The sequence below is a fragment of the Flavobacterium cerinum genome, assembly GCF_004028155.1.
Classification (GTDB): domain Bacteria; phylum Bacteroidota; class Bacteroidia; order Flavobacteriales; family Flavobacteriaceae; genus Flavobacterium; species Flavobacterium cerinum.
Genome location: NZ_SBII01000003.1, coordinates 128064 through 145576 on the forward strand (window position 1 = coordinate 128064; position 17513 = coordinate 145576).

A 17513-nucleotide genomic window follows, 5' to 3' on the forward strand; every position below is an offset into this window, starting at 1 on the left:
GATGTTTTTTGTTTTTTTTGGATTTATATCGAAACGATGTCTGATACACGAATTAATTCTTTATCCACTTGTGATTTGCCTTTAACGGCCTGCTCCAGTGGAGTGAGCACAATTTCGTCTTTTAAAAGTCCTGCCATGTAATTTGATTTTCCATCTAAAAGGCTCTCTACGGCTTTCACACCAAGTCGGCTGGCTAAAACCCTGTCAAAACAAGACGGTGAGCCACCGCGCTGCATATGCCCTAATATAGATACCCGTACATCATACTCCGGCATGTTCTCTTCTACATAGTCTTTAAGTTCAAAAGCATTTTTGCCTATTTTATCACCCTCGGCAATAACCACGATACTTGATGACTTCCCGGATGCTTTACTTTTTCTCAAAGAATCCAACAACCTGTCAAGTCCCATATCTTCCTCAGGAATCAAGATCTCTTCTGCTCCTGCACCAATACCTGCATTAAGCGCAATATGCCCTGCATCACGCCCCATAACCTCTATAAAGAACAGTCTGTTGTGTGAGCTTGCAGTATCTCTAATTTTATCTATAACCTCTACTACTGTATTTAAAGCAGTATCATATCCTAAAGTATGGCTTGTACCATAAATATCATTGTCTATAGTTCCCGGTATACCAATAACCGGAAAATTGAATTCTTGATTAAATAAAAGCGCTCCGCTGAAACTACCGTTACCACCAATTACAACCAATCCATCGATACCGTTTTTTACTAAATTCTCATGCGCTTTTTTACGTCCTTCAGGAGTCATGAATTCCATAGATCTTGCTGATTTTAATATAGTACCGCCTTTGTTAATGATGTTATTAACGCTACGTGCACCCATCTCTTTAAAATCTCCTTCTATCATTCCCTGATACCCTCTGTAGATACCGGCACATTCAATATTATGGAAAGCACAGGTACGTACAACCGCCCTGATAGCTGCATTCATTCCAGGTGCATCTCCACCCGATGTAAGCACGCCTATTTTTTTTACTTTAGTTGACATTTTTTAGTATTTAATCGTAAAATTAATAATTTAATATGATTTATTTATCTGATTTAAAATTCTATTATCAAATCTGCAACATTTCAAACGTTTTCGTTAATAAGTTTTTCTTAAACAAATCTTAAACAAAACAAAAAAGCAGATATCTCTCTCAGAAATACCTGCTTTTTTTTATACAATGTGAAATTTTCAGATCTTAAAACGAATGATTAATCAGTTTCAGGGATTTTTTCCGGCTCCTTTTGTTTAGGATTTGTCTTTTTCTTATTCCTACTCTCGGCAAATTTTATAAATTCAGGAGAAAGGTCAGAGTCCGGTATATCATTTCCTGTAGTATCTACATTCGCTGCTTTTGTTTTATTAAATATCTTTTGCATCAACTCACGCAGTGTATCAAAATCTACTTCATATGTAAGTCCAATTCCTTGGGTGTATCCTATACCTTCACCAAGAAAGTTAATATCATTCTCACGGTTAAACACACGGCCTTTAAGTGTACCATCATCATTCAGTCGCATCTCTACAGCAACATTACCTACAATAACCGATTCGTTCAGACCTCCAACCGGAACCCCTAACTGGCCGTTAACTGTAATCCTCTCATTAATTTGTGATGAAAGCGTTAAACCAACCTGTGATGTAGTTTCTACATACGGATTCTTATCGGCCTGAACATAATTGAAACCTACTTTAACCTTGCCGTCTTCATCAGCAAAAAGATCATTGAACAAACTGTTTGCTCTTTCAAATAAACTGCCATATACTGCTGTATTTGCATTGTTAGGGCTTATAAAGCTACCAGTAGATAATAAAGATAATGCCTGCGTCTGTCTTGTACTCATATCGCTCAATCTGTATTCAAGATCCGCTTTTAGCACTGAACTTACGCCTGGGAAATTGATGCTAAAATCGGGTTCAGGGTTATTAATGGTACCATTAAGTAAAATGCCAACTTCAATAGGAATACTTCTGTTAAAGGTTGGCGATTCTAAAAGTACCGATGGATTCGCCTGAGTTTTATATACAGCTTCTATATTAAGTCTGGCTCTCGTAGGGTCTCCCTCCCAGTTTATAGCGCCACCTCTTTTTACAGTGAATTTTTTATCAAATAATCCGCCATATTTAAAATTATATTGCCCATCGAGTACAGAGAAATCCCCCCACATGTTAAACTTACCCATAGTATTAATATCTAATAAGAGGGTACCATTTCCTTTAGCTATTAAACTATGTCCTGTATTCTTATCGATAACAACTTCAAGCTTAGCGTCAGGAGTGACATCAAGTTCAAATTTCATCTCTAAACCTTTATAAGTCCGTGATGACTCCTGCACGATCCCTTTAAGCTTATTCTCTTTTTCTTTAGGGCTTAAAAAATGTATAAAATTCGCACTACCCCCTGCTGCACTGGTATTGTTTAACAGAATTTTAATATCAGTTCCTTTTTCAGATTTTGCATCAACAGTTATAAGTAATGAACTTGTAGGCCCATCAATAACAGCTTTACCTTTAATAAAGGCTGTACCATAATACATTGCATCATCTGAATCTTTTGTATCAAGAACGAGTAACCTGTCAGATTCTATGGTTAGATCCTCCAGTTCCCAGTTTTTAAACATTTTATGCTTCACATTACCATGAAGCCTTCCTTTGGTTTTATACTTAGTATCTGTAAGTTCGTTATTCCTAAAGAAAATATTCTCCTCGGTAAGATCTATAACTGCATTCTCTTCAAAATTATAATCGGTATTAAGATAGCCTACTTTAAGTCCACCCTGTTTTAGATAAAGCCTGCCATCAATTTCGGGGTTCTTCACATTACCTACTATAGCTGCCCTACCCGATGCCTTACCCCGTATCTCTGGGAAAACAGATTTAAGGAAAGTACTTAACGGGCTGATATCAAAGTTAGAGAAGCCTGCATCGATAGAAAGTAATGTTTGTTTATCTACAATTTCTACAGCACCGTTCGCATAGAAGTTTTCTTCATCATCCTTGCTTAGTGAAGTGTTCACATTAAACTTTCGAAACGAATTATCTCCGGTAACCTGTAAACTAAGATCTCCCAGATTAAATTTATTTAATTTCAGGGAATCTATCGTTAAGCTAGATGCCGGCTGGAATTCCTGCATATTCTGTTTAAGACTCACTTCTCCATTAAGTCTTCCGCCAAAACTAAGACTATCTATTGTGGGTGTTATTTTATGGAGGTCGACATCATTAAACGTAAGTTTAACATCCTTATAATCTTTACCTCTAAGAACTCCCATTAATTCTACCATCTGGTCGTTGTGCGACATGGTAATTTTATCGATTGTAAAATCGGTCAGTTTCTTATTAAAGACTATTTTATTCTCGCGGGTATCGTTCTCATTGATATACCATAAATAATCTTTAAAGTTAATCTCAGACTTTTTAAACCCTACTACCGATTTGTTATCCTGATCTATAGTATGATAAAGATTCAGATTAAAAAAGTCTTTTGCTTTTTCGCCGCCTTTAAATTCAGATCTCAGGTATAGTGTATCGTTTTGGGTTACGTTTACAAGATTAAAATCAGTGATCTTATAATTTTTCATCCTTATACTATCCATACTTACATAGGCATTATATAACGGATTCTTATTATTTACATCAATTTGTATGTTACTAAAGTAATTATCAAATGTAGCAATATTAGGAGAATCAAATGCCACTACAAACTCCCCTTTATCGGCATTGATCCTTCCTTTCAATGTGGTATTATCGCCAACCACAACTTCAGGAACCAGAACTTCTATGATTTTATTATAAATAATAAAATTGAAATCCAGGAATTGCCCTTTCTTCACTTTATGTGGTGAATAATTGGTGTAAAGACTGCCTAAAGCATTTTCAAACAACTTTACAATTTCTTTAGAATCATAAATACCACGCACGCTACCCTCAATAATATCTTTAGAGTCAACAGTTATAGTTCTTACGTTCTCTTCGTCAAATGAAGACTCTATTAAAAAGTCTTCAAAATAATAGCTGTCTTTATTATTTTGATAAGATAGACTTGATATCTGAAGCTTTCCTGCCAAATCATTCAGCGTATTTCCTCTGGCATCAAATAGTATATCACCTTTAAATATCGCAAGAGTATCTTTCTTCATGAAATTTAACATATGCAAATCAGCATAATCTATTTTAGCATGAAAATCATAATCTCTTTTATTATTGCTCATATCCAGTAAACCATCGAACGACATTCTAAGATTTGGATCGTTACTGTTTAGCTTACCATTAAAATAAGGCCATTTTAACTGTCCGTCAATAGTTATGTTTTTATAGTTATAATTATTCAATGCGAACTGTGTTACATCTCCTTTTACAACTGTATTTAATGATTTTTGATTAAAGCCTTTACCATCTACATTAATACGCAGAGTAGCAAGGCCAAACATCTTATTATCTGTAAGTTTACCAAGATTAAACCCCTGCAGGTCTATAGTTCCTAAATAACTGGCAGTGTTGGGTTTATTATAATCCTTAACCGATATATCTGCCTCTGCTTCACCAAGTTCAGACATTACGTAAGCTTTTGTTGTAAGATCAGTTTTAGTAAGCACAACATCACCTACAAGATCTATACGCCCAAATTTCTCCAACAAAACAGGTAAACTTTTGCCCAATATCCTTGGCATTATCCCTTTAAGATTGCTGTAATTTGAAGTAACCCTATCAAAATTAGCATTCATATAAAAGCCCGGACCCTGCTTGTCAAACAAATGCCTAAAATTTATAGAACCTATAATTTCAGACTCATTTGCGTCTAATAGTTTAAGGTCATGGAGTACAAAATCATTAAGCGGTCCTTTAAGACGTGTAGAAAGGTAAAATTTCTGGTCTTTACCAAATTCATTATAAAAATAATTCAATTCGTTAGAGGATACCGTAGCCCTGTCTACAAGAAAATCGAAATCAACACGATTTACGAAATCCTTCATATCCCCCTTACCATAAGTAAGTTTCACATCACCTTTTAAAGCCGATTCAGCCGTAACAAGTTCTAAAGCATGGAGTTTTATATTCTTTTTGTTGTACGAAAACTGAGCCTTCAAATTTTGAACGAACAGCCCTCTGTGGTCCAATAACGATAATTTTCTTATATCTGCAGTTATATCACTCCCTTTGATATAAAAGTTTTTAAGTTCTCCGTTAAGTTTCTTAAAATCAAGTATACGTGCCGTTACGGCATTTTCATTGGTAAGACGAAATCTACCATTTGTTACTATCAGATCAGATGATTTTAACCTGAATTTACCCGACCCCGGCTTTCCATTATCAAAAGCTTTTACAAAAACATCAAGATTAGATGTTTTCTCACCTTTATAAGTTTTCATATGAAAATTAAGGTGATCAGCTTTAATACTACCAAACTTTAATTTGCTATCAGCAAATCCTCTAATATTTAAAATATTAGTCTGAAGCCTGTTTGCAGCAATTAATGTATCATTATGATGATCCAGTATTAGCAAACCTTTTAACTTAACTCCGCCAAAAACTGAAACTGCTACTTTTTCTATCTGAAGATTAATTCCGAAGTCTTTATTTAGCTTTTCAGTAGCATATTTTGCTATGCTTGTTTGAACGATTGGCAATGATAAAGCAATACCCAATAGCAGGAAAAACACGATAATTACTATTATCGTACGAATAACTATTTTTTTAAATTTTTTGATACTGCTAATTGTTTTAAATTTGTGCTTTCGCTGCTACAGCAAACATTCAACAAAAGTAGGTAATTTTAATACTTGTTAAATTCGCTTTAAGTCTTTTTTATAATTCAAATTTCGTGCCTCATATTATGTCTGTAAAACCCATATATATATTATCAATTGAAAGCTCATGTGACGACACTGCAGCCGCTGTACTTGAGAACGGTAAAGTGCTGTCAAATGTTGTTGCACAACAGGCTATTCATGAACAATATGGCGGTGTGGTACCAGAACTTGCTTCGCGTGCCCATCAGCAAAACATAGTACCTGTTATAGATGTAGCGCTTACCAAAGCAAACATTCGCAGGGACCAGCTTAGCGCTATAGCTTTTACTCAGGGTCCCGGACTTATGGGATCACTACTGGTAGGCAGTTCTTTTGCTAAATCTATGGCTCTTGCACTCAATGTACCGCTAATCGCTGTTAACCACATGCAGGCCCATATTTTAGCCCATTTTATAGACGAAGAAGGCTTTGATAAACCTCAATTTCCGTTCCTCGCAATGACCATTAGTGGCGGACATACACAAATTGTTACAGTTAAAGACTTTTTCGATATGGAAATTATTGGTGAAACGACCGATGATGCCGTTGGAGAAGCCTTCGATAAAAGTGCCAAAATTCTTGGTTTGCCTTACCCGGGTGGACCTTTAGTAGACAAATATGCACAACTTGGTAATCCAAAGGCGTTTCCTTTTACCAAACCAAAAGTACCGGGAATGGATTTTAGCTTTAGCGGACTAAAAACCCAGATACTTTACTTTGTACAGAAAAATGTTGCCCTAAACCCTGATTTCGTTAAAGAAAACATGAATGACATCTGTGCTTCTATACAATACACTATTATCAATATCCTTATGGATAAATTAAAGCTAGCAGTAAAAGAAACAGGAATCAACCAAGTAGCGATAGGTGGCGGGGTATCTGCAAACAGCGGTATTAGAAACACACTCAAGGAAGCTGAAAAAAAATACGGGTGGAAAACTTTTATACCAAAATTTGAATACACAACCGATAATGCCGCCATGATTGGCATTGTAGGCTACCAGAAATATTTACAACATATGTTTAACGATGCCTCTGTCACATCTAAAGCAAGGATAGAACTTTAATATGCAGTTATTTTACAACCAGGATATAAAATCTGGCGACACAACGTTTCTTTTTGATAAAGAAGAAAGCAGGCACATTATCAAAGTGCTACGGAAAAAAGAAGGCGATACCATTGAGATAACTAACGGTATGGGCTTTTTATTTACTTCGGAAATCACCTTTGGTAACGAAAAAAAATGTGAGGTAAACGTAATTAAAGAGCAGTTTTTTGAACCTGCTCCTTATTCGCTTCATTTGGCTGTGGCTCCAACAAAACTTAACGACCGTTATGAATGGTTCCTTGAAAAAGCAACCGAAATTGGTGTTAGTGAAATTACACCTATTATTTGCGAACATTCAGAGCGCACCAATTTTAAAGCCGACCGTTTTGAGAAGATAGTACAAACAGCTATGAAGCAATCGCTGCAGTTTTATTTGCCAAAACTAAACGAACCTGTTCCTTACAGTACATTTCTAAATGAACAACGCGAAGGACAGCTTTTTATAGCCCATTGTGAAGAAACAGAAAAGACATTACTCAAAAATGCTATAAAACCTGCCGGAAAACTAACGATCCTTATAGGCCCTGAAGGTGATTTTTCTGTAAAAGAGATACAATTAGCACTACAACAAAACTATGCTCCTGTATCACTTGGAAACACACGATTACGTACAGAAACAGCGGCTATAGTAGCAGCACATAGTGTGGCTTTCGTGAATGAATAAAAATCTTCAGTCAACTAAAAAATAAGCAATAAGCAATCTAAACACATTTTAGGTTGCTTATTTTTTTAGCCTTGTAAGATTGCTTCATTAGCTGCCCGCAATGAGTATCGCTGCATTCCATGAGTTTTATTATATTTACAGCACAAATCGATAAAATGAAAAAACTTCTCTATATATTTCTTCTTACTCCGGTTTTGCTTTCGGCACAGGAAATTGCAGTTCTAAAATATTCAGGCGGTGGTGACTGGTATGGCAACCCCACCTCGGTACCTAATCTTGCTAAGTTTTGCAATCAGAACATCAATACCAGGATAAATCCTAAAACAGCAGTTGTAGAAGTAGACAGCCCGGATATTTTTTCCTATCCTTTTATACACATGACAGGTCACGGTAATGTTGTATTTAGTGATAATGAGGTAATAAATCTTAGAAACTACCTTACATCGGGCGGATTCCTGCATATTGATGATAACTATGGTATGGATAAGTATATCAGAAAAGAACTTATAAAAGTCTTTCCCGATAAAGAACTGGTTGCAGTACCGGCAAGCCACGATATTTTTAAAGGCCCGTTTGCTTTCCCACAAGGAATACCTAAGATCCATGAACACGATAACAAACCACCACAGGCATGGGGAATTTTTGTTGAAGGAAGACTTGTTTGCCTTTATACTGTTGAGACCGATCTTGGTGATGGATGGGAAGACCAGGAAGTACACAATGACCCAAGAGAAGTACGCGAAAAAGCCTTAAAAATGGGAGCCAACATTGTAAACTACGCCTTTAAAAATTAATACTATCGCAGAGATGTAATTTCATAATGTTGTATTAAAGCAAAATACCTATTCTGATTTTTTTTCATACATTCGGTATACAAACACCCAAACAATTATGATTACCTCAAAAACAATCGCTAATGGCATATTGCGCGCTTTAGCTATAACTACAGCATTTTGTATACTCATGTATTTACTGTATCGGGTACAAACAGTTATACTTTATCTTTTCGTAGCACTTATATTAAGCATGATAGCCAGTCCGGTTGTTACTTTCCTACAGCGAAGATTAAAATTGCCTCATACACTGGCAGTAATTGTTGCGTTGGTATTTTTCATTTCACTATTAGTCGGTTTTATAATGTTATTTGTTCCGCTTATTGTATCACAAAGTGAAAACCTTTCTCTTTTAGATACCGGAAAACTGGAAAAGGACTTTAATCATATGGTCAATAACGTTAATGCCTATTTTTCAGGACATAATATCGATGCAGAAAAATTAATGAAACAGGCTGACCTTACCTCAAAGCTTGATTTTAATTTTATCCCTAACTTTATTAATTCCATATTAGGTATTCTAAGCGGCTTCGGTATGGGTATTGCTTCTGTAATGTTTATTACTTTCTTTTTCCTTAAAGACAGAAAATTATTTACCATTGGTGCTAAAAAAATATTACCAGATGCACATGAAGATAAAATACTTAATTCATTTAGAAAGATCAACTACCTGTTAAGCCGTTATTTTATTGGTCTTATAATACAAATGTCTATACTGTTTGTATTATATCTTATTGTGTTACTTATATTTGGTGTAGAAAATGCTTTTATTATTGCTTTTATTACAGCACTACTAAACATCATACCTTATATAGGTCCGCTTATCGCAACAGTTTTAGTTATACTACTCACGCTATTAGGTAATATAGGTCCTGAAACACAGGCCGAAATGCTATCTACTACACTTTATGTATTTATAGGGTACTGCATAGCGCAGTTTATAGACAACAATATAACATCTCCGCTTATTTTTTCTAACAGTGTTAATTCGCATCCACTAGAAATATTTATAGTAATTTTGGCAAGCGGATTTTTGTTTGGAGTACTCGGCATGATTGTAGCTATCCCCTTATATACGATTATTAAGGTTGTTGCTAAAGAGTTTTTCCCTCAAAATCCAGTGGTTAAATTACTCACTAAAGACATATAGCATTGCTTTTCTCTAAACTTTTATCATCTAAAATACAGCAATACATTCGGGAAAACACAGGCAAATCAGTGACACAGCTTGCCTTGTTAAAGAATCCATTCCCGGATATTGAATGGACCCAAATACTAAATCAGATCGCAGCGCGCGAAAAGGCTAAAGACAAACTGCCTACTTGGTACACCACCGAAAATATCCTCTACCCTTCCAGGGTATCGGTAGAACAGACATCGTCAGAAACTGCAGCACAATATAAAGCCAGATTAATTTCAGGCAAAAGTCTTATTGATCTTACCGGAGGTTTTGGTATTGATGATTACTATTTTTCCAAAAAAGTAAACGAAGTAAAACATTGCGAACTCAATTTTGAGCTTTCTGCTATTGCTACTCATAACTTTAAGACCTTAGGCACAGATAATATTGAATGCCTTCCCGGCGACAGTTTAGATGTGCTCAACCTGCTTAATAAAAAGTGGGATTGGCTGTACATTGACCCTTCCCGAAGAAGTGACGCTAAAGGAAAGGTTTTTATGCTGCAGGACTGCCTTCCTAATGTTCCCGATTTATTAGATACTTATTTTAAATATACCCACAACATCCTTATCAAAACCGCTCCATTACTCGATATAAGCGCAGGATTAAACGAGCTGCACTCAGTAAGTTCAATACATATTGTTGCTATAAATAATGAAGTGAAAGAGCTTTTATGGCTCTTAGAAAAAGGCTTTAAAGGAACACCCCTGCTTACAGCTGTAAATCTTACAAAAGATAAAGAAGACACATTCACAGCTTCTTATGAACCCGCCGATGAAGCTCCTTATTCTTTACCTAAGAAATACCTCTATGAACCCAATAGTGCCATCATGAAATCTGGAGCATTTGATGCTGTAGCACGTCATTATAAGGTTACTAAACTACACAAGCATACACAATTGTACACCTCTGATGAATATATTGATTTCCCAGGCAGGCGTTTTACTATAAACGAAATACAGCCTTATCAAAAGCCAGAAATGAAACAGTATGCTGAAGGTAAGAAAATGAACATTACTGTTCGTAATTTTCCATTATCTGTAGAAGACATTCGTAAAAAGTGGAAGATTAAAGATGGTGGCGACAGCTATACCTTTTTTACGACCAATGCGAAAAATGAAAAGATAGTTCTTATCTGCACCAAAGCCGATTAATTAATACCAGCAATAAAAAAGCAAATGGGACAAGATGTATCATTTTGTCTATATTTGAAAATGTTTAAAACAATTTAAATACCATAATGAAGAAACTATTTTTATCCTTGCTTTTAGGGCTCTCGTTTATAGCAAATGCACAGGAAGATTGCCAGTATACTATAGTGACTACTGAAGAAAATAAAGAAATAAAGTCTACTAAAGAGTACTTAATGCATGAGAAAGTCTTTGGAAACACTTCTCAATTCATGTTCTTTTCATTAAGTAACAATGACGGCGTGCCTCTTTTAAATTTCCAAATGCTGGCTAAAAGTAAAGAATTCCCAAAATCATACTGCCTGGATAAAACTTCAAAAATATATATTCAGCTTTTAAATGGTACTATTATTACCCTTATAAGCGCACTCGATGAACAGTGTTCGAGCCTGATTTATGACAATACAGAAAAGAACAACATTAGGATACTTACCGGAACTTTTCTTTTTACAAAGGGTTCTTTAGAGGAACTGGAAAAATACCCTATATCATTTATACGTGTTAAGTATGTAAATGAGAGTGTAGATTATCCAATGAAAAAAGAATTACAAAGTGAAAGCATGTCTAAAAAATACTTTCCTGAGTCCTATTTCATGAATTTCCTGAAATGTATTCAATAATTTTACATTTGTAAAGTTTCAGTATCACACTGAATGTTAATTACTTTACACAGGCATAAAAAAAAAAGCAAAAAAACCTTTAAAAATACTTGTAGATAAGGGAATCAACTACTACATTTGCAATCGCAAAAAGAGTCTTACTCTTCTAGCAAGCAGGAGAGGTGCCGGAGTGGTAACGGAGCAGATTGCTAATCTGTCGACGTGCAAACGTCGCCAGGGTTCGAATCCCTGTCTCTCCGCTTTTTTTCGGGGTGTAGCGTAGCCCGGTTATCGCGCCTGGTTTGGGACCAGGAGGTCGCAGGTTCGAATCCTGCCACCCCGACAATATTTTAATGATATGTATTTTAAGGTCGCGTAGCTCAGCTGGATAGAGCACCTGCCTTCTAAGCAGGCGGTCTCAGGTTCGAATCCTGACGCGATCACATCATTACAAACCCATTCACCGAGTGGGTTTTTGTTTTTAATTTTTTATTTTCAAAGGAGAGGTGCCGGAGTGGTAACGGAGCAGATTGCTAATCTGTCGACGTGCAAACGTCGCCAGGGTTCGAATCCCTGTCTCTCCGCTTTTTCGGGGTGTAGCGTAGCCCGGTTATCGCGCCTGGTTTGGGACCAGGAGGTCGCAGGTTCGAATCCTGCCACCCCGACAACATTTTAGAAATGTATCCCAAGGTCGCGTAGCTCAGCTGGATAGAGCACCTGCCTTCTAAGCAGGCGGTCTCAGGTTCGAATCCTGACGCGATCACATCATTACAAACCCACTCATTGAGTGGGTTTTGTTATTTTATATATTTTAAATAAAGTAAAACACAATTTGATCTATAAAAAACAAGCCCCATCACTGGAGCTTATTTTTTAACTTTTCTTAGGAGCTTTCCTTGTGTAACCTTTAACAACAGTACCGTCTTTTCGGGTATAACCCTTAACTGTAACTGTTCCGTCACTGTTTTCTGCCGCTTTAGTTACTACCTTTTTCTTTTCCTGTTTTACTTCAGCTGTAGCATCTTTTGTTGCCGCTTTAGTGTCTGATTTTACTGTTTCAGCTTTAGCTTCAGCTTTTTCCTTTTTTATCTTAGCATCCGCTTTTACACTCTCAGCTTTAGCCTCAGCTTTTTCTTTCTTTTTCTTAGCATCTGCAGCAGCTTCTTTAGCTGTTGCTTTACTATCTGCTTTTACCGTTTCGACTTTAGCGTTAGCCTCTTTCTTTTTTTGCTGGGCTTCTGCTGCAACCTCTTTAGATTTCGTTTTACTTGCAGACTTTACCGATTCAACCGTTTGGGCATTACCAATAAAGCAGGTTAACCCTAAAAGTAACAAAAGTATTTTTTTCATAATTATAGGTTTAAAGCTCTAATTTACAAAAAATTAGAATAGTAAAACATTAATAAAAAGTTATTTATTAACCTGGAATTAATCAAAAAAATAGAGATAACTTTATTCTAAAACAATAGAGTTATCAACACCTGCCTGCTTTAAAAAATATTCATCATGCGACACAACTATCAACGTACCTCTATATGAATTAATTGCCACAGTTAAAATTTCTATGTTCAGAATATCGAGATTATTCGTTGGCTCATCCAATACAATACTATCGGGTGCATCATTATTTATAGTCAACAAACAAAGTATCAGCCTCATTTTTTCTCCCCCACTAAGAGTGCTGCATAACTTATCCCAATAATCTCTTGTAAACAAGAAACGATTTAAACGAATCTTAATATCATGCTCCAGTAAAGCGCCTGAATTAAATTGCTGTGCCTGTTCATAAACACTCAGCTTACCATCTATTAACGAATAATCCTGATCAATATAAACAGATTTAACACCTGCTCTATCCATAGTTCCTGATTGCGGAACAAGTTCACCTAAGATCATACGGATCAAAGTTGTTTTACCGGAGCCATTCAATCCCTTTATAGCGATACGATCGCCACTTCTTATTTGAAAATTTAAATTCTGCTTCCACAACAAGGCTTCATTGTAGCCAAAATTAACATCCTTTGCCGTAATCAACACCTTGCCCTTATGAAGGTTTGAATTATAAAAATCCATTTTAATTTTATCCATATCAGGCAGTATTGCCCGCAACACACGTAGATCTTCCGAAATGGAATTCACTTTTTCGGCATGAACACCTTTCAATCGTGAGGTACTTTTTTCAGCATTATTTTTTAGTGTGTTCATCGATATCGTAGGAAGTCCGGCTTTCTCCTGCTTCTTCTTCCCTCTGGCATCCAGCTTTTGCTGCCGCTCAACTGACTCCCTTTCTATTTCTTTTGCTCTACGCAATGCTTTTTCTTTATTCTTTAGATCCTGATTAAAAATTTCGTTTTCAATCATTTTTTGTTCCTTATAAAAATCATAATTACCACCATAAACAGTTATCCCATTTCTACTGAGTTCACAAGTAGTGGTAAAAAGATTTAATAAAGCCCTGTCATGACTCACCATTACTAATGTATCTGTAGTAGTCTTTATATAATCATATAGAATACCCCTGCCTGCAGCATCCAAATGATTGCTTGGTTCATCCAATAAAACAATTTCAGGACAATGTATTCTAATACCTGCCAGGAATACCTTTGCTTTCTGGCCTCCACTTAATGATCCTATTTTCTGACTGAGGCTCAAGCCATGAAGCTTCCAATACGCAAAGGCCTCTTTACAGCGGTCTTCAACAGACCAATCATCATCAAGTAATAATAGATTTGCTTCAGTAACATTCCCCTTAAGAATTTCCTGAAATGCTTTCAATTTATCTTCTATTTGAAGTGCCTCGGCAATACTATAATCATTAAACTGCCCAAAAATTTGAGGTATATAGTAAGGCTTAGAATTTGCTTTTATAATCCCCTTTGAGACAAGCAGATTACCTGCCAAAATAGTAAGCAGTGTAGATTTTCCTGCACCATTATTACCAATTAATGCAATTTTATTCTGTTTATTAACAATAAGGTTTATATCAGAAAACAGTAAATCTCCGTTATTATGTATATAAGTAACATTTTGAAGAATAATCATAATTTCTTTCTTTGAAGAATGAATAATTACAGAACCCAGTAAATGAGTTCCATTTTTTTATCCTGAAAAGAAATTATATATACATTGATGTATCTTTTTGATTAGTAAGGCAAATATATAAAAATTGAAATCATTTATTAGACTTTTTTCTATTGTTTGATTATCGCAATAATTCACAATCGAAAGTATTTTAGTGATTTTTAAAAAAAAATAAAAAATTAACTTATACATTTTCTATATTTACCCCGAAATATTAAGATTTCATTAACATTTGAACATCAATTATACATTTTTACTAATACAATTTTAATAAAATATATAAATACATGAAGTTATATTCGGTTGAAGAAATCAATACACTGCTTAATGGGACAATTGTTGGTACAACTAATAATCAAATTTCTTCACCTCAGCAGCTTGAACTTGCATGCAGTGATCAAATATCTTTTATTGGCAACAAAAAATATGAAAAATTATGGCCGGCATCTAAAGCTGCTGCTGCCGTAGTGAATGAAGATATTGAAATTGAACCGGGTGAAAATAGAGTTTTTATAAAAGTAAAAAATGCCGAACTGGCAATGGCACAGCTTTTGGATCTTTTTGCTCCTGTACCTCCACAGTTTGACGATGCGATACACCCTGCAGCAGTAGTACATCCTACGGCAATTATTGGCGAAGGTACAAGAATTGGTGCCGGCTGTTATATAGGCCCTCATACTAAGATTGCCGAAAATGTAATTATATACCCAAATGTTACAGTGCTTGATCATTGCACTATAGGTAAAAACACAATACTATGGTCTGGTGCCGTGGTGCGTGAGCGTTGCCATATAGGTGCTTACTGTATCATTCACCCTAATGCAACCATTGGTGCAGATGGATTTGGTTTTACCCCTTGCGCACAACGCGGATTGGTTAAAATTCCTCAAATTGGAAATGTCGTTATTGGTAACGGTGTAGAAATTGGTGCTAACTCTTGTGTAGACAGAGGTAAATTCAGTTCAACTATATTAGGTGATGGATGTAAAATAGACAACTTGGTACAAATAGGTCACAATAGTGTATTAGGTAAATTCTGTATCATGGCCGGTAATAGCGGACTTGCAGGATCTGTTACATTGGGTAATGGTGTTATTATTGGCGGAAGCGCTTCTATTAAAGATCATACTACTATTGGTGATGGTGCGACAATTGGCGCAGGATCGGGCGTTGCAGGAAATGTGGAAGCAGGAAAAACAATGCTGGGATACCCTGCTGTAGAAGCACGAAGTGCATTAAAACAATGGGCAGTACTTAAAAAACTGGCCGCAACAAAGTAAACTTAAACTAAACATAGACTACCTGCAGAACCCACCAATTGGTGGGTTTTGTTTTTTTGCTTATTTAAAACTATTGGTAGCTTTAATAAAATAAGGCGAATCATTCCATTGAATTTTACGATAACTAAAATTCTCTTTCAAATTTTCCGGAAGACAATTCCAGATTGTCTTGCTCATTTTTTCAAGCAATAATTTTTTCGAGAAAGTATCCGCTACCACCAAACTTATTTCCCTTACAGGTTTTGGATCTTTAAAAGGTTTAAAAAGGCTATCATCCTTTTCATTAAGAATTGAAAGCTGAGGAATAATTGCAAAACCAAGATCAGCACGAACCAAATTTTTTAAAGTCTCAATAGAATTGATATCATAACTAAACTGATCCAGCTGTTTGTCACGCTGCTGTTCCAGTCCGCAAATATCAAGCAGTTGAGCGTTATAACAGTATTCGTGCTGTAAAAGCAAAAGATATGGCTTGTCTTTTTCATTCATTTCATAATACTCCTGTGCCACCATTGAATGGCTACTGTGTAAAAAGGCAACAAAAGGTTCATTAAATACCGGATATTCTTTTAATCCTGATATTCCGGTAGGTGTCGCCATGAGAGCGATGTCAATAGTTCCTGTATGCAACCCTTCCAACAATTGTCCGGTACCAGTTTCAATAATATTAAAATGCATTTTAGGTACAAGATCCTTCATTGCTTTTATAAATTGAGGGATAAGATACGGCGATAATGTTGTAATGACTCCAAGGGTAACTTCACCCTCCAAATCATTTTTCTGATTTACGACAAAATCACGTATTGCATCAACTTCGCGCAATACCTTTCTGGCACGCGCTATAATCTCAATACCTAAAAGCGTAGGTTTCAAAGGTACCTTGGTACGGTCGAAAATTTTTATCCCGATCTCCTCTTCCATATTTTTAAGCTGAATAGTTAGACCTGGCTGCGTTACCATACAAACATCGGCAGCTTTTGCAAAATGCCTGTGTTCATCTAAAGCTATAATATACCTAAACTGTTGAATCGTCATTGTTATAAATTATTTTTATAAAGATAAAAAATTATTAATTTGATTGATAAAGCCATGTAACATAACTTTGTCCTATTAAAATGAAAACATTACAATTAAATAATTCATTTAACTTTAATTATTAATAACTACAAAAAACAATTATCATGAAATTTACAAGAAGAGCAAATGCAAATTGGAAAGGAACAGGAATGGAAGGAACAGGAAACATCTCTACACAAAGTACTACATTAGATAAAGCACAACTTTCATTTAAAACCCGTTTTGCAGAAGGTGTGGGTACCAATCCGGAAGAACTTATTGCAGCGGCACATTCAGGATGCTATACAATGCAGCTAAGTTTTATCCTTAACGAACTTGGATTTACTGCTGATAATCTTGATACAGAAGCCCAGGTAACATTTGAAGATGGTACAATTACAAAAATCCACCTTAAACTTGAAGCTAATGTACCGGGAATTACAGAACAGGATTTCCAGACAGCAGCTCAAAAAGCAAAAGAGATATGTCCTGTTTCTAAATTGCTTAACGCAGAAATTAGCTTATCGGCTACATTAGTCGCTTAATACAGCTATTTTATAAATAAACAAACCCTGCCTAATGGCAGGGTTTGTTTTTATGCATGAGTAAAAAGCAAAGTAATTTTCATCAATATTCAACAAATCATCTCTTTTAAAGAATATTTTTAAATACTTTATTTTTATTCGAATCAAAATTCATTAATTTCGCAACTTCAACAAATAAA

The 17513-nt window shown here is 35.6% G+C and carries 13 protein-coding genes and 6 tRNA genes; 14 read left to right on the forward strand and 5 right to left on the reverse strand.

All coding sequences use genetic code 11. The features are described 5' to 3' along the window. Positions 1 to 23 precede the first annotated feature (23 nt). Both pfkA and EPI11_RS05815 read right to left on the reverse strand, forming a co-directional pair. On the reverse strand, positions 24 to 1010 hold the full coding sequence (gene pfkA, locus EPI11_RS05810) for a 6-phosphofructokinase (RefSeq protein WP_128389008.1): 987 nt from the start codon (positions 1008 to 1010) through the stop codon (positions 24 to 26). Between the two features lie 209 nt (positions 1011 to 1219). Beyond that, entirely contained in the window at positions 1220 to 5668 is a 4449-nt protein-coding gene (locus EPI11_RS05815) for a translocation/assembly module TamB domain-containing protein (RefSeq protein ID WP_241657587.1), read from the reverse strand. A gap of 173 nt (positions 5669 to 5841) precedes the next feature. Between EPI11_RS05815 and tsaD the strand changes: the two genes are divergently transcribed. The 12 genes from tsaD to EPI11_RS05875 all read left to right on the forward strand — a co-directional run bounded on the left by tsaD (position 5842) and on the right by EPI11_RS05875 (position 12135). Next, the gene (gene tsaD, locus EPI11_RS05820) at positions 5842 to 6864 is read left to right on the forward strand and encodes a tRNA (adenosine(37)-N6)-threonylcarbamoyltransferase complex transferase subunit TsaD (RefSeq protein ID WP_128389010.1); all 1023 of its coding nucleotides are present in this window, start codon (positions 5842 to 5844) and stop codon (positions 6862 to 6864) included. A gap of 1 nt (position 6865) precedes the next feature. After that, entirely contained in the window at positions 6866 to 7570 is a 705-nt protein-coding gene (locus tag EPI11_RS05825) for a 16S rRNA (uracil(1498)-N(3))-methyltransferase (protein ID WP_128389011.1), read from the forward strand. A 155-nt stretch (positions 7571 to 7725) separates the two neighbouring features. Then, positions 7726 to 8364 carry a DUF4159 domain-containing protein gene (locus tag EPI11_RS05830; protein ID WP_128389012.1) on the forward strand — a complete coding sequence of 213 codons (639 nt, stop codon included), beginning with the start codon at positions 7726 to 7728 and terminating at the stop codon, positions 8362 to 8364. Positions 8365 to 8461: 97 nt separating this feature from the next. Continuing rightward, positions 8462 to 9553, forward strand: coding sequence for an AI-2E family transporter (locus EPI11_RS05835; protein WP_128389013.1), 1092 nt, complete (start codon positions 8462 to 8464; stop codon positions 9551 to 9553). A 2-nt stretch (positions 9554 to 9555) separates the two neighbouring features. Beyond that, positions 9556 to 10737 carry a THUMP-like domain-containing protein gene (locus EPI11_RS05840; protein WP_128389014.1) on the forward strand — a complete coding sequence of 394 codons (1182 nt, stop codon included), beginning with the start codon at positions 9556 to 9558 and terminating at the stop codon, positions 10735 to 10737. Between the two features lie 86 nt (positions 10738 to 10823). Beyond that, positions 10824 to 11393, forward strand: a complete 570-nt coding sequence (locus EPI11_RS05845; RefSeq protein ID WP_128389015.1) for a hypothetical protein — start codon at positions 10824 to 10826, stop codon at positions 11391 to 11393. Between the two features lie 155 nt (positions 11394 to 11548). Then, positions 11549 to 11632, forward strand: a tRNA-Ser gene (locus EPI11_RS05850). Between the two features lie 8 nt (positions 11633 to 11640). Further along, positions 11641 to 11715 (forward strand) — tRNA-Pro (locus EPI11_RS05855). 26 nt (positions 11716 to 11741) lie between these two features. Continuing rightward, a tRNA-Arg gene (locus EPI11_RS05860) sits at positions 11742 to 11815 on the forward strand. A 57-nt stretch (positions 11816 to 11872) separates the two neighbouring features. Next, positions 11873 to 11956, forward strand: a tRNA-Ser gene (locus tag EPI11_RS05865). A gap of 6 nt (positions 11957 to 11962) precedes the next feature. After that, positions 11963 to 12037: transfer RNA gene (locus tag EPI11_RS05870), tRNA-Pro, on the forward strand. Between the two features lie 24 nt (positions 12038 to 12061). After that, positions 12062 to 12135: transfer RNA gene (locus EPI11_RS05875), tRNA-Arg, on the forward strand. Positions 12136 to 12245: 110 nt separating this feature from the next. Here EPI11_RS05875 and EPI11_RS05880 read toward each other — a convergent pair. Together EPI11_RS05880 and EPI11_RS05885 are read right to left on the reverse strand one after the other, a co-directional pair. Beyond that, on the reverse strand, positions 12246 to 12722 hold the full coding sequence (locus tag EPI11_RS05880) for a hypothetical protein (protein WP_128389016.1): 477 nt from the start codon (positions 12720 to 12722) through the stop codon (positions 12246 to 12248). Between the two features lie 102 nt (positions 12723 to 12824). Next, positions 12825 to 14414: an ABC-F family ATP-binding cassette domain-containing protein gene (locus EPI11_RS05885; protein WP_128389017.1), complete on the reverse strand. Its 1590-nt coding sequence runs from the start codon at positions 14412 to 14414 to the stop codon at positions 12825 to 12827. Between the two features lie 326 nt (positions 14415 to 14740). On the opposite strand from EPI11_RS05885, the gene lpxD reads away from it, so the two are divergent. Further along, the gene (lpxD, locus tag EPI11_RS05890) at positions 14741 to 15733 is read left to right on the forward strand and encodes a UDP-3-O-(3-hydroxymyristoyl)glucosamine N-acyltransferase (protein WP_128389018.1); all 993 of its coding nucleotides are present in this window, start codon (positions 14741 to 14743) and stop codon (positions 15731 to 15733) included. Positions 15734 to 15793: 60 nt separating this feature from the next. Here lpxD and EPI11_RS05895 read toward each other — a convergent pair whose 3' ends face one another. After that, positions 15794 to 16768 (reverse strand): hydrogen peroxide-inducible genes activator, encoded by a 975-nt coding sequence (locus EPI11_RS05895; protein ID WP_128389019.1) that lies wholly within the window; start codon positions 16766 to 16768, stop codon positions 15794 to 15796. Positions 16769 to 16914: 146 nt separating this feature from the next. Here EPI11_RS05895 and EPI11_RS05900 point away from each other — a divergent pair, with 146 nt between their 5' ends. Next, on the forward strand, positions 16915 to 17334 hold the full coding sequence (locus EPI11_RS05900; protein ID WP_128389020.1) for an OsmC family protein: 420 nt from the start codon (positions 16915 to 16917) through the stop codon (positions 17332 to 17334). The last annotated feature ends 179 nt before the right edge of the window (positions 17335 to 17513 follow it).

Excerpts from the sequence above, each read along its gene's own strand:
- lpxD (WP_128389018.1), top strand. The coding sequence starts at position 14,741 with ATGAAGTTATATTCGGTTGAAGAAATCAATACACTGCTTAATGGGACA.
- EPI11_RS05885 (WP_128389017.1), bottom strand. The coding sequence starts at position 14,414 with ATGATTATTCTTCAAAATGTTACTTATATACATAATAACGGAGATTTA.
- EPI11_RS05900 (WP_128389020.1), top strand. The coding sequence starts at position 16,915 with ATGAAATTTACAAGAAGAGCAAATGCAAATTGGAAAGGAACAGGAATG.
- EPI11_RS05880 (WP_128389016.1), bottom strand. The coding sequence starts at position 12,722 with ATGAAAAAAATACTTTTGTTACTTTTAGGGTTAACCTGCTTTATTGGT.
- tsaD (WP_128389010.1), top strand. The coding sequence starts at position 5,842 with ATGTCTGTAAAACCCATATATATATTATCAATTGAAAGCTCATGTGAC.
- pfkA (WP_128389008.1), bottom strand. The coding sequence starts at position 1,010 with ATGTCAACTAAAGTAAAAAAAATAGGCGTGCTTACATCGGGTGGAGAT.
- EPI11_RS05830 (WP_128389012.1), top strand. The coding sequence starts at position 7,726 with ATGAAAAAACTTCTCTATATATTTCTTCTTACTCCGGTTTTGCTTTCG.
- EPI11_RS05825 (WP_128389011.1), top strand. The coding sequence starts at position 6,866 with ATGCAGTTATTTTACAACCAGGATATAAAATCTGGCGACACAACGTTT.
- EPI11_RS05835 (WP_128389013.1), top strand. The coding sequence starts at position 8,462 with ATGATTACCTCAAAAACAATCGCTAATGGCATATTGCGCGCTTTAGCT.
- EPI11_RS05845 (WP_128389015.1), top strand. The coding sequence starts at position 10,824 with ATGAAGAAACTATTTTTATCCTTGCTTTTAGGGCTCTCGTTTATAGCA.
- EPI11_RS05895 (WP_128389019.1), bottom strand. The coding sequence starts at position 16,768 with ATGACGATTCAACAGTTTAGGTATATTATAGCTTTAGATGAACACAGG.